Source organism: Leifsonia stereocauli (assembly GCF_038432415.1).
GTDB lineage: Bacteria > Actinomycetota > Actinomycetes > Actinomycetales > Microbacteriaceae > Orlajensenia > Orlajensenia stereocauli.
This window is the reverse complement of the sequence record NZ_JBCAUN010000002.1, coordinates 252646-264792: the sequence shown is the minus strand read 5'-3', so window position 1 is coordinate 264792 and position 12147 is coordinate 252646. Positions and strand designations below refer to the sequence as shown.

At 65.7% G+C, this 12147-nt stretch carries 12 protein-coding genes and 2 tRNA genes; 3 read left to right on the top strand and 11 right to left on the bottom strand.

The window, feature by feature from the left end:
• Window positions 1-52: 52 nt before the first annotated feature.
• Entirely contained in the window at window positions 53-1750 is a 1698-nt protein-coding gene (gene pknB, locus AADV74_RS10185) for a Stk1 family PASTA domain-containing Ser/Thr kinase (RefSeq protein WP_342113675.1), read from the top strand.
• A gap of 121 nt (window positions 1751-1871) precedes the next feature.
• Here pknB and AADV74_RS10180 read toward each other — a convergent pair whose 3' ends face one another.
• The 3 genes from AADV74_RS10180 to AADV74_RS10170 are packed head-to-tail and all read right to left on the bottom strand — an operon-like array spanning window position 1872 to window position 3479.
• The gene (locus AADV74_RS10180) at window positions 1872-2507 is read right to left on the bottom strand and encodes an anthranilate synthase component II (protein ID WP_342113673.1); all 636 of its coding nucleotides are present in this window, start codon (window positions 2505-2507) and stop codon (window positions 1872-1874) included.
• Complete coding sequence (locus AADV74_RS10175) at window positions 2504-2662, bottom strand: hypothetical protein (protein ID WP_342113671.1); 159 nt, start codon at window positions 2660-2662, stop codon at window positions 2504-2506. Before AADV74_RS10175 ends, AADV74_RS10180 begins: the two co-directional genes overlap by 4 nt.
• Before the next feature lies 1 nt (window position 2663).
• The gene (locus tag AADV74_RS10170; protein ID WP_342113669.1) at window positions 2664-3479 is read right to left on the bottom strand and encodes a class E sortase; all 816 of its coding nucleotides are present in this window, start codon (window positions 3477-3479) and stop codon (window positions 2664-2666) included.
• A gap of 45 nt (window positions 3480-3524) precedes the next feature.
• On the opposite strand from AADV74_RS10170, the gene AADV74_RS10165 reads away from it, so the two are divergent.
• On the top strand, window positions 3525-3764 hold the full coding sequence (locus AADV74_RS10165) for a cell division protein CrgA (protein ID WP_342113668.1): 240 nt from the start codon (window positions 3525-3527) through the stop codon (window positions 3762-3764).
• A 203-nt stretch (window positions 3765-3967) separates the two neighbouring features.
• On the opposite strand, the gene AADV74_RS10160 is transcribed toward AADV74_RS10165, so the two are convergent.
• Window positions 3968-4825 (bottom strand): rhomboid family intramembrane serine protease, encoded by an 858-nt coding sequence (locus AADV74_RS10160; protein ID WP_342113666.1) that lies wholly within the window; start codon window positions 4823-4825, stop codon window positions 3968-3970.
• Between the two features lie 5 nt (window positions 4826-4830).
• On the bottom strand, window positions 4831-5370 hold the full coding sequence (locus AADV74_RS10155) for a peptidylprolyl isomerase (protein ID WP_342113664.1): 540 nt from the start codon (window positions 5368-5370) through the stop codon (window positions 4831-4833).
• Window positions 5371-5505: 135 nt separating this feature from the next.
• Between AADV74_RS10155 and AADV74_RS10150 the strand changes: the two genes are divergently transcribed.
• A complete protein-coding gene (locus AADV74_RS10150) occupies window positions 5506-6036 on the top strand; it encodes a hypothetical protein (protein ID WP_342113662.1) in 531 nt (176 codons plus the stop codon).
• Window positions 6037-6091: 55 nt separating this feature from the next.
• Here the strand turns inward: AADV74_RS10150 and AADV74_RS10145 are convergent, their stop codons facing one another.
• From AADV74_RS10145 to gyrB, 6 genes are all read right to left on the bottom strand, one after another.
• The gene (locus AADV74_RS10145) at window positions 6092-6544 is read right to left on the bottom strand and encodes an NUDIX hydrolase (protein ID WP_342113661.1); all 453 of its coding nucleotides are present in this window, start codon (window positions 6542-6544) and stop codon (window positions 6092-6094) included.
• 190 nt (window positions 6545-6734) lie between these two features.
• Window positions 6735-6807, bottom strand: a tRNA-Ala gene (locus AADV74_RS10140).
• Window positions 6808-6839: 32 nt separating this feature from the next.
• A tRNA-Ile gene (locus tag AADV74_RS10135) sits at window positions 6840-6913 on the bottom strand.
• A gap of 153 nt (window positions 6914-7066) precedes the next feature.
• Window positions 7067-7471: a DUF3566 domain-containing protein gene (locus AADV74_RS10130; RefSeq protein WP_055823915.1), complete on the bottom strand. Its 405-nt coding sequence runs from the start codon at window positions 7469-7471 to the stop codon at window positions 7067-7069.
• A complete protein-coding gene (gyrA, locus tag AADV74_RS10125) occupies window positions 7464-10076 on the bottom strand; it encodes a DNA gyrase subunit A (protein ID WP_425287286.1) in 2613 nt (870 codons plus the stop codon). The genes AADV74_RS10130 and gyrA overlap by 8 nt, the downstream gene beginning before the upstream one ends.
• 64 nt (window positions 10077-10140) lie before the next feature.
• Window positions 10141-12120: a DNA topoisomerase (ATP-hydrolyzing) subunit B gene (gene gyrB / locus AADV74_RS10120; RefSeq protein WP_342113656.1), complete on the bottom strand. Its 1980-nt coding sequence runs from the start codon at window positions 12118-12120 to the stop codon at window positions 10141-10143.
• Window positions 12121-12147: the final 27 nt, after the last annotated feature.

The window sequence follows — 12147 nt, the reverse complement described above, 5'->3', positions numbered from 1 at the left end:
CCACCGACCGCTACACTGACGAATCCACCACCGACCATCGAAGGAGTTCGCATTGACTGACGACGGCCGCCTGCTTGCAGGCCGTTACCGCGTCGGCGAACTCATCGGTCGCGGCGGCATGTCCGAGGTGCACATCGGAACGGATTCGCGACTCGGCCGCACCGTCGCGATCAAGCTGCTCAAGGCCACCCTCGCCCTCGACCCGGCCTTCCGCACGCGCTTCCGTCAGGAGGCCCAGGCCGCGGCCCGCATGGCGCACCCGACCATCGTGCGCGTCTTCGATGCCGGCGAGGAGACCGTGCAGGATGCCGCGGGCCACGAGACGCAGCAGCCGTACATCATCATGGAGTTCGTCGACGGCCGCCTGCTCAAGGATGTCATCAAGGGCGGTGCCCTCGAGTCGAAGGAGGCCGTGCGCATCCTCGACGGCGTGCTGACGGCCCTCGAGTACTCGCACCGAGCAGGCGTCGTCCATCGCGACATCAAGCCGGGCAACATCATGATCACGAAGTCCGGCCAGGTGAAGGTCATGGACTTCGGCATCGCCAGGGCCATCTCCGACTCATCGACGACGGTGGCGCAGACCACGGCCATCCTCGGCACCGCCTCGTACTTCTCGCCGGAACAGGCAAAGGGCGAGCTCGTCGATGCCCGCACCGATCTGTACTCGGCCGGAGTCGTGCTGTTCGAGTTGCTCACTGGGCGACCGCCCTTCCGCGGCGACACCCCTGTCGCGGTCGCTTACCAGCATGTCAGCGAGACGGCGGCCAAGCCCAGTCACATCAACCCGAAGGTATCGCCGGCGCTGGACATGGTCGTGGCCAAGGCCCTCGCGAAGGACCGCTTCGACAGGTACCAGACGGCCGCGGAGTTCAAGGCCGACCTCGAGATCGCGTCATCCGGCAAGCTGCCCATCCACAAGGTCTCCGATGACGCCGGCGCCACGCTGTTCGGCACCCCGCCGCCCATGCAGACGGGAACCGAGCTCGCCTTCAAGCAGCTCGCAGACGACGATCGCATGGTGCGCACCCAGCGCCGCCCTCCGGCCGTGTGGGTGTGGGCAGGCATCCTGAGCATCATCGTCATCGTCGCCGCCGTGGTGTTCTGGGTCTTCAACCTGGCGCCGTCGAACGAACTCCCGTCATCGTCCCGTGAGGTTCCGACCCTCACCGGGCTCACCCTCGACGAGGCGACGGCCCAGTTGGCCGATCTCGACCTCGCTGTCACGCCCATAGAGCAACCCAGTGGCTCGGTCGAGAAGGGGCTGGTCATCGAGACCGACCCTGCGGCCGGGGAGACCGTCGCGCCGGGAACCTTCATCAAGGTCTCGGTCTCGACAGGCAAGGAACAGGTGGACGTTCCGGATGCCACCAACAAGTCGATCGCCGATGCCCAGGCTGCGATCACCCAGGCCGGTCTCGTACCCGGCGCGGTGACGAAGGAGAACTCTCCGACCATCCCCGCCGACGTCGTGCTCAGCACGAAGCCCGTGGCAGGGACCTCGGTCGACGACGGCTCGAGCGTGGACTTCGTCGTGTCGAGCGGCCTCGTGACGCTGCCCGACCTCACCACGCAATCACTCCAGGCGGCGACCGAGATCCTGCAGGGCTCGATGCTGCAGCTCACGCCGAACCCGAAGCCCGACGATTCGTGCCCGCAGGAGTCGAACCTGCCGGTCACGAGCCAGTCGCTCGCGCCGGGTTCCGTGCCCCAGGGCTCCACGGTCGACCTGGTCTACTGCGCCGGCTGATCACCCACGATCAGGACCACCCGCTCCGCTCGCCGAGGCCCGGGCGCAGCCCGCGGCCGAAGCGCCGTCGTCTGCGCGCTTCGGCCGGCCGCTTCGCTCTGCCCTCAGCGACCGGGAGTCCCTACAACCGCACCAACGGAGTGCGCCCAGCTGCGGCAGCGCGCGCACCGATGAGCCCGGCATCCTCGAGCCAGTTGCCCAGCATCGTGTAGCCGCCCTCGGTGAGCACGGACTCGGGGTGGAACTGCACGCCGTAGAGCGGCGCGTCAGCGTGCCGTAGACCCATGATCACGCCGCCGGGCGTACGTGCGGTCACGATGAGTTCCTCGGGGACGGTGCCGTCGACGACAGCGAGCGAGTGATACCGCGTGGCCGTGAACGGCTGCGGAACGTCGTCGAAGAGCACGCTGTCGTCGTGCTCCACCACGCTGGTCTTGCCGTGCATCAGTTCCTCGGCGTTGGTGACGACGGCCCCGAAGGCCTCGGCGATCGCCTGGTGGCCGAGGCAGACGCCGAGCAGCGGCGTTGCACTCTCGTAGGCCGCGCGCACGACGGCGATCGAGACGCCGGCGTCGGCGGGTTTGCCCGGACCGGGTGAGACGAGCACAGCGTCGTACTCTGCGATGCGGGCTGCGGCATCCGTCGCCTCGAAGTCGTCGTTGCGCACGACCTCCGTCTCGGCCCCGAGTTCGCGCAGGTAGCCGTTCAGCGTGTAGACGAAGCTGTCGTAGTTGTCGATGACGAGCACTCTGGTCATTGGTCCACCGTCACATCCTGCGGGTTGACGATCTGGTCGATCCACGGGAAGACCCACGTGGACAGGGTGAAGAGCACGGCGGCGATCAGCACGATCACGATCAGGATGCGCACCCAGACCGGACCGGGGAGGACGCGCCAGAGGGCGGCGTACATGTCAGGCCCCGTTCGCTTGGGCGGCGACCTGCGCCGCGATCTCGGCCGGGGGTCCGGCCGACAGCGGCTGCCAGCTGTCGTAGACACCGTAGGCGATGATGCGCTCGGCGGTGGACAGCAGCGGGTTGCAGCTGGTCAGCGTGATGATGCGATCCGTCGCAGGCACCTCGGGAGAGCCGGGCACGGGGGCGAGCACCTCCACCTGGTTGGCCAGTACGTACTGCAGCGAACGGAACTTGTACGTGTACCAGCCGTCCTGGGTCTGCACGATGATCGAGTCGCCCAGCTGCAGTTCGTTGATCAGGTGCATGCCGCCGCCGTAGGCGCTGCGGTGTGCGGCCACCACGAAGTTGCCGACCTCGCCGGGCAACTGGGTGTCGGGGTAGTGGCCGACGCCGAGCTCGGTGCTGTTGAGAACGTCCATGCCGGTTCCCTCGGCGACTGTGCGGTGGTACTCGGGGCCGTAGCGCGGGATGTAGAGGACGGCGAAGGGCTGGCCCGCCGTCACGGCCGAGAGCACCACGGGGTCGCCGGGATCGGCGGGGGCCGCTGTCTGATCCGGCGTCGGGGTCGGAGTGGCGCGCGACTGCTCGATCCACTCCTGGCTGAGGGAGGATGCAGCGGCCGTCTGCTGGGTGGCCGTGATCCAGTCGTTCCACCACAGCTGCCAGCCGATGAACAGCAGCACGACCACCCCGGCGGTGATGAGAAGTTCTCCCAGGACGCTCAGCACCGTGGCGCGGCTGCGGCGGCGCTGCGGGCGAGCGGATGCCGCAGGCATCTGCGGGCTCTCACCTGCGTCGGGCCGGTCATCCATGTGTCGATTCTAAGGTGACCGGCTGATCACGATAGAATCGCGGGCATGGCACGCACCAAGTCAACGAAGCCCGCGCGCGCGGAGTCCACCACCAACGCGGACATCCCCAATCCTGTCTGGTTCAAGCCGGTCATGTTCGGGTTCATGCTGCTCGGACTGGTGTGGATCATCGTCTTCTACGTGAGCAACGCCTCACTCCCGATCCCGTCGATCGGATCGTGGAACATCCTCGTCGGATTCGGCATCGCCTTCATCGGCTTCCTCATGACGACGCGCTGGCGCTGACGCCACCCACGAACACCGACCGCCGGCATCCGTCATGGATGTCGGCGGTTTCTCGTGTGACCCGCACGGGGTCAATTACACCGGTGTAATTATCCCCAATGTTAATAAACCTGTGGATAACTTCTGTGGACAAAGCTGTGGAAAAGGGGAAAGTCACCGGTTCACCCGGTTACACGCGAGAGGTGGCGGGCTCGGAGGGTGGCTCAGGCCACCGGGAAGACGAAGTAGCGCAGGCTGAGGATCAGCAGCAGCAGGGCGAGGCCGGCGATCAGCACTGTCTGCAGTGTGCGCTGACGTACGTTCCGCGTCTCCACGAAGATGAGACCCATGACGGCACCGGCCACGAGGCCGCCGACGTGGGCCTGCCAGGCGATGTTGGTCCCGGGAATGAAGCCGATCACCAGGTTGATGCCCACGAGCACGAGCAACTGCGTCATGTTGCCGCCGAGGCGCCGTTGGATCACGAGGAATGCGCCCATGAGGCCGAAGATGGCTCCGGATGCTCCCACCACGGGCATGTAGGGACTGGACAGCCAGATCACCGCGACGGATCCGGCGAGCCCGCTGATCAGGTACAGCGCGAGGAATCGACCGCGGCCGAGCAGCCCTTCGAGCAGTTGGCCGAAGATCCACAGCGTGTACATGTTCAGAGCGACATGGAAGATGAAGCCCGTCGAGTGCACGAAGACCGAGGTGAGCATCCGCCACGGCTCGATGCCGTACTGATCGAGCTGCGGGCTCATGTAGATGCCGGCGAATTGCAGGGCCGCGGTCACGTTCAACCCGGGGATGAGCTGCAGGAGGAAGACGACGAACGTCACCCCGATGATCGAGTAGGTGACGACCGGCTGGCCGCGCCCACTGAGGCGGGTCAGGATCGCGGGTTTGGTGCGCGGCGTGTTGGCGCGTTGCTCCTTCATGCACTCCGGGCAGAACACGCCCACGGCACCAGGGGTCTGGCACTCGGGGCAGATGGTGCGCCCGCAACGCTGGCAGAGGATATAGCTCTGCCGATCCGGATGCCGGTAGCAGTAGTCACCGGCATCCGGTCGATTCGTCACGTGGGTCAGACCTCTTCGACGGTGACGCTCTCGATCACGACGTCCTGGAGGGGACGGTCGCGGCCATCGGTGGCGACTGCGCCGAGCTGGTCGACGATCTTGCGTGACTCCGGGTCCTCGACGGAGCCGAAGATGGTGTGCTTGCCCTGCAGCCAGGTTGTGGGGGCCGTGGTGATGAAGAACTGCGAACCGTTGGTTCCGCGGCCGCCCTGGATGCCGGCGTTGGCCATGGCGAGGACGTAGGGCTCTGTGAAGTCGAGCTCGGGGTTGATCTCGTCGTCGAACTGGTAGCCGGGGCCGCCGACGCCCTGGCCGAGCGGGTCGCCGCCCTGGATCATGAAGTTGGGGATGATGCGGTGGAACACGACGCCGTTGTAGAGCGGGTCGGTGCTCTTCTTTCCGGTGCCGGGGTGGGTCCATTCGATCTCACCGGTGGCGAGGCCGACGAAGTTGCGAACTGTCTTCGGGGCGTGATTCCCGTAGAGGTTGACCTTGATCGGTCCGAGGGTGGTGTTGAGGGTGGCGACTGCCGTGTGCTTGGACATGCAGACAATCCTACAGAGCGGTATAGGCGGGGCCCGCGGCTGTTCGCCGGGGACGAACTGTGAACTCGCCGCTAGGAATCACGCGGATCGGTGGCAAGATGGGAGAAGTTCGCCCCCGATCAATGGAGGTCTTTCATGGGCTTGACTCGCAAGCGCCGCAAGGAATTGAATCGTCTGCGCGCCAGTGCCGAAGAGCTCTGGAGCCGTCAGCAGGAAGTGCTCGACCGCGCAAACAACGTTGCACGTGAAGCTGGGCGCCAGGTCGGCTACCTGACGCGCGAAGAGGTCGCACCGCGCGTGCAGTCCTCGTACTCGCAGTACGTGCAGCCCGGAGTCGACGGAGCGCGCAGCTTTGCGCACGACACCGGCAAGAACATCGAGCAGACAGTGCTCCCCGCGGTCGGCACCGCCCTCGGCGCCGTGCTCACCATCGGTGACATCGCCAAGGACCGGCGTGTGAAGGCCGCGATCGACCGCCTCAACCGCGGCAAGATCACGGTTCCGGTCAACACCGGCCCCGGCGTGGGAACCTACCTGGCCGTGGCCGCCGGCGTCATCGCAGCCGCCGGAATCGCGTATGCCGTGTGGCAGACCTTCCGCGCCGACGACGAGCTGTGGATCGCCGACGAGCCGCTCCCCGGAGCAGATTCGGCAGCCAACGACTGACGACGCTCGCTCGAGTGCTGCAGAGCCGTCATCCCCCAGGGGATGACGGCTCTGCTCATTCCCGCAGGTATGTGCCGGTCGGTGGCTCTGTCTCGTTCAGGGTGAGACCGACGCGCACGAGTTCGACGGTGTGCAGCCCGGCGAGCTCGTCGAGCGGGATCCAGCGGGCCTCGTCGGTGCTGCCGCCGATCTCATCGGTGAGATCGCCCGACACGACGTGGGCGCGGTAGACGATGCGCAACGCCTGCAAGGGCCTGTTCATGGGGCCGGGTCTGTTGCGACCGGGGATGATGTGCGTGTCGATGCCGAGCAGGCGGTCGAGGTCGGCGATGTATCCGGTCTCCTCGAGGATCTCGCGCACGGCGGCGACCGCCGGGTGTTCCCCGTTCTCGATTCCACCGCCGGGAAGGGTCCAACCGCTTCGCCCGTGCTCGTTCCAGTGCGAGAGCAGGATGGCGCCATCACGGATGATGACGCCGTACGCCCCGACGCGAATGTCCATCCCCATGCTGGCAACCCTACAAGTCGGGTCTGTCGGATGCCGCTCTGATGGCGAATGCCGCGGGCGAGCTCGGTGCGTCGAGCAGTGCCAGCGCCTCAGTCATGCCCGTCTCGCCGTGTCGCTGGCCGCACAGGTGATCCGGCGGGAATCCGCATGGCTCCTGGGCAGGGACGGCATCCGCCTGATGAAGGAAGTGTGGAGCCTGGGAGAATCGAACTCCCGACATCCTGCTTGCAAAGCAGGCGCTCTACCAACTGAGCTAAGGCCCCGTGAAACGGGTGGTACGTGTGAAGTTGTGCTGTGGGGATACGAGGACTTGAACCTCGGACCTCTTCGTTATCAGCGAAGCGCTCTAACCGCCTGAGCTATATCCCCGAAATGGCCAGATAGAAGACTACCTGACGCAATCCGATTGGAGAAATCGAGTCGATCTCACCGTGGAGTGGTCGCCTGAGATCTCAATTCGCGTCTCGCTTCGCGCGCGCTACTCGACCTGAGTCGAGCGCGTCGCTGCGCGACGGCTCTGACTCAGTTGTTCGTGAAACCGACGAGAACGCCGCCGGTGACCTTCACGCTGAGGTTGTAGAGCAACGCCGTGATGGCGCCGAGTGCCGTGGTCACGACCAGGTTGAGGAGGGACACGACGACCGCGAAGCCCATGACCTGGCCGAGCGACAGGATGGCCTTCAGGTCGTTCGATCCGCCGGCGACATCCTTGAACAGCTTGTTCGCCGCATCGAAGATGCCGGTCTGGCTCACGACGGTGTAGACGAGGAACGTTCCCACGATCGTGACGATCGCGAGGCAGATCGCGACGAGGAACGACAGCTTGACGGCCGACCAGAAGTCGACGTACACCAGCCGCAGCCGCACCTGCTTCGACGGCGAGCGCCGGGGTGATTTCTTGGCGAGCTTCTCGGCAACGCTACTCATCTACGGTTTCTTCCTTTCCCGATCCGCCGTCGGCCTCCGGCTGCTCTTCAGCGCCCGTCAGCCCGCGTTCGGTGTTCTTCGCGATTGCGATGATCCGGTCGGAGTCCGCGAATTTCGCGAAGATCACGCCCATGGAGTCGCGTCCGGTGCGATTCACCTCGGCGACGTCAGAGCGTATCACCTTGCCACTGGCGAGAACCACGAGCACCTCGTCCTCGTCGGCCACGATGAGGGAACCCACCAGGTCTCCACGGTCTTCACTCAGCTTCGCGACCTTGATTCCGAGGCCACCGCGGTTCTGCACCCTGTACTGGTCGACCGAGGTGCGCTTCGCGTAGCCACCCTCGGTGACGACGAAGACCGAAGCCGGGCCCGAAGTCGTCGCGTCGGCTGCGGCATCCGTCTCCTCGACGCTCCCGGGAACCGGTGCGGCCCGAACGACGGATGCGCTCAGGAGCTGGTCGCCGGCACGGAAGTCCATGCCCTTCACGCCCGAGGTGCTGCGGCCCATGGGACGCAGGGCCGAGTCGGTCGCGGCGAACTTGAGCGACATGCCCTTGCGGGACACCAGGAGGATCTCGTCGCCCTGGTCGACCAGCATGGCGGAGACGAGCTCGTCGCCCTCGCGCAGTTTCACGGCGATGACTCCGCGCGAGCGGTTGGTGTCGTACTCCTCGAGGGCCGTCTTCTTGACGAGGCCGTCGCGCGTGGCGAGCGCCAGGTACTGGGCAACCGAGTAGTCGCGGATGTCGAGGACCTGGGCGATCTGCTCGTCGGGCTGGAGCTCGAGCAGGTTGGCGACGTGCTGGCCCTTGGCGTCCCGGCCGCCCTCCTGGATCTCGTAGGTCTTCGCCCTGTAGACCCGGCCCATGTTCGTGAAGAACAGCAGCCAGTGGTGAGTGGTCGTGACGAAGAAGTGCTCGACGACGTCCTCTCCACGCAGAGCCGCTCCCTTGACGCCCTTGCCGCCGCGGTGCTGGTTGCGGTAGTTGTCGCTGCGGGTGCGCTTGACGTAGCCGCCGCGGGTGATGGTGACGACCATCTCCTCTTCTGGGATCAGGTCTTCGACGGTCATGTCTCCGCCGTAGCCGTACATGATCTCGGTGCGGCGGTCGTCACCGAACTTGTCGGTGATCTCCGTGAGCTCCTCGCGCACGATCGAGCGCTGGCGCTCGGGAGTGGCCAGGATCTCCTTGAGGTCGGCAATGGCCAGCTCGATCTTCGCGAGATCGTCGAGGATCTTCTGGCGCTCGAGCGCGGCGAGACGACGCAGCTGCATCGCGAGGATGGCGTCGGCCTGCAGCTTGTCGATCTCGAGCAGCTCCATGAGGCCGGTGCGAGCCTCGTCTGCGTTGGGAGACCGGCGGATGAGGGCGATGACCTCGTCGAGGGCGTCGAGTGCCTTGGCGAGGCCACGCAGGATGTGGGCATCCGCCTCGGCCTTGTCGAGACGGAACTGGGTGCGTCGAACGATCACTTCGATCTGGTGGTCGACCCACGCGCTGATGAAGCCGTCGATCGCGAGGGTGCGTGGAATTCCATCCACGATCGCGAGCATGTTCGCGCCGAAGTTCTCCTGCAGCTGCGTGTGCTTGTAGAGGTTGTTCAGCACCACCTTGGCCACGGCGTCGCGCTTGAGCACGATCACCAGGCGCTGTCCGGTGCGGCCCGAGGTCTCGTCGCGGATGTCGGCGATGCCCGAGAGCTTGCCGTCCTTCACGAGGTCGGCGATCTTGATCGCCAGGTTGTCGGGGTTGACCTGGTACGGCAGCTCGGTGACGACGAGGCAGGTGCGGCCCTGGAGCTCCTCGACACTGACGACGGCGCGCATCGTGATCGATCCGCGGCCCGTGCGGTAGGCGTCCTGGATTCCCTTGACGCCGAGGATCTGGGCGCCGGTCGGGAAGTCGGGTCCCTTGATGCGCTGCAGCAGCGCTTCGTGCAGTTCCTCGCGCGTCGCCTCGGGGTTGTCGAGGAACCACTGGGCTCCGGATGCCACTTCACGGAGGTTGTGCGGCGGGATGTTCGTCGCCATGCCGACCGCGATGCCGACGGATCCGTTGACGAGCAGGTTCGGGAACCGCGCCGGGAGTACGGCGGGCTCCTGAGTGCGACCGTCGTAGTTGTCCTGGAAGTCGACGGTGTTCTCGTCGATGTCGCGCACCATCTCGAGAGCGAGGGGCGCCATCTTGGTCTCGGTGTATCGAGGGGCGGCGGCACCGTCGTTGCCGGGCGACCCGAAGTTGCCCTGGCCGAGCGCCAGCGGGTACCGCAGGCTCCACGGCTGGACCAGTCGCACGAGGGCGTCGTAGATGGAGGAGTCACCGTGCGGGTGGAACTGTCCCATCACGTCACCGACCACGCGCGAGCACTTGGAGAAGGCCCGGTCAGGACGGTATCCACCGTCGTACATCGCGTAGATCACGCGACGGTGCACGGGCTTGAGGCCGTCACGCACGTCGGGGAGCGCTCGCCCGACGATGACGCTCATCGCATAGTCGAGGTACGACCGCTGCATCTCGAGGCGCAGGTCGACCTGGTCGATCCTGCCGTGCACGCCGGGACCGTCGTCGGTCGGTTCGGTCGGTGTCGCGTCTGCCATCATTCTTCTTTCTCAAGTCCGCTGGTCGAAGGGCGCGACGCAGGGGCCGTCGCGGGAATCGACCGGATCAGATGTCCAGGAACCTGACGTCCTTGGCGTTCGTCTGGATGAAGTTGCGTCGGCTCTCCACGTCTTCGCCCATGAGGGTGGAGAAGATCTCGTCGGCCGCGGCCGCATCGTCGAGGGTCACCTGCAGCAGGGTCCGGGTCTCGGGGTTCATCGTGGTCTCCCACAGCTCCGAGTAGTCCATCTCACCCAGACCCTTGTAGCGCTGGATGCCGTTCTCCTTGGGGATGCGCTTGCCTGCGGCAGCGCCGTCGACCAGCAGTGCATCGCGTTCCCGGTCGGAGTACACGTACTCGTGCGGCGAGTTCGTCCACTTGAGTCTGTACAGCGGCGGCTGCGCGAGGTAGACGTAGCCCAGGTCGATGAGCGGACGCATGTAGCGGAACAGCAGAGTCAGCAGCAGAGTCGAGATGTGCTGGCCATCGACATCGGCATCCGCCATCAGGACGATCTTGTGGTACCGCGCCTTCTCGGGAACGAACTCCTCGCCGATGCCGGCGCCGAACGCCGTGATCATCGCCTGGATCTCGGCGTTGCCGAGAGCACGGTCGAGGCGGGCCTTCTCCACGTTCAGGATCTTCCCGCGGAGCGGGAGGATGGCCTGGGTCATCGGGTTGCGGCCCTGGACGGCCGAGCCGCCTGCGGAGTCACCCTCGACGATGAAGATCTCGGAGAGCGACGGATCCTTTGACTGGCAGTCCTTGAGCTTTCCCGGCATGCCGCTCGACTCGAGCAGGCCCTTGCGGCGGGTCGCCTCGCGGGCCTTGCGAGCTGCGAGTCGAGCCGTGGCGGCCTGGAGCGCCTTGCGGATGATGTCGCGCGCCTGCGTGGGGTTGCGGTCGAACCAGTCGCCGAGCTGATCGCCGGCGACACGCTGCACGAACGACTTCGCCTCGGTGTTCCCGAGCTTGGTCTTGGTCTGGCCCTCGAACTGCGGCTCGGAGAGCTTCACCGAGATGACCGCAGTGAGGCCCTCGCGCACGTCGTCACCGGAGAGATTGTCGTCCTTCTCCTTGAGGATGCCCTTCTCCCGGGCGTACTTGTTGATCAACGTCGTGAGCGCGGCGCGGAAGCCCTCTTCGTGGGTACCGCCCTCGTGCGTGTTGATCGTGTTCGCGTAGGTGTGCACCGACTCGTTGTACGCGGTGGTCCACTGCATCGCGACCTCGAGCGCGATGTGACGCTCGGTGTCCTCCTGCTCGAAGGAGATGATCTCCTCGTGCACCAGGTCGGCGCGCTTCGAGTGGTTGAGGTACTCGACGTAGTCCTTGAGACCGTTCTCGTAGAAGAAGGTGTCGTTGCGCTGGACGCCCTCGGGGTCGCGGGACACCTCGCGCTCGTCGGTGAGCTTGATGGTGAGGCCCTTGTTCAGGAACGCCATCTGCTGGAAGCGGGCACGCAGAGTCTCGTAGTCGAACTCGACGGTCTCGAAGATCTCCTCGCTCGGCCAGAACGTGATGGTCGTGCCGGTCGCCTCGGATTCCTCGTCCATCGAGAGGGGAGCATCCGGAACACCGATCGAATAGCTCTGGCGCCAGACGTGACCCTGCCGGCTCACCGCGACGTCGAGCCTGGACGACAGGGCGTTCACGACGGACGAACCCACGCCGTGCAGTCCACCGGACACCGCGTATCCGCCGCCGCCGAACTTTCCACCGGCGTGCAGCACCGTGAGGACGACCTCGACGGTCGAGCGGCCCTGGGCCTTGTTGAGGTCGACCGGGATGCCGCGACCGTTGTCGATCACACGCACGCCGCCATCGGGGAGAATCGTGACGTCGATGAGATCGGCATGCCCGGCGAGGGCCTCGTCGACCGAGTTGTCCACGATCTCGTAGACGAGGTGGTGAAGACCCCGGGGACCGGTGGAACCGATGTACATTCCCGGTCGTTTGCGAACGGCTTCAAGTCCTTCGAGGACTTGGATCTCATCCGCACCGTATGCGTGCTCGGGAGAAGTATCCTTCGGTTCCGCTGTCATATGAAATTGGGCTCCTGACCGTCGTTC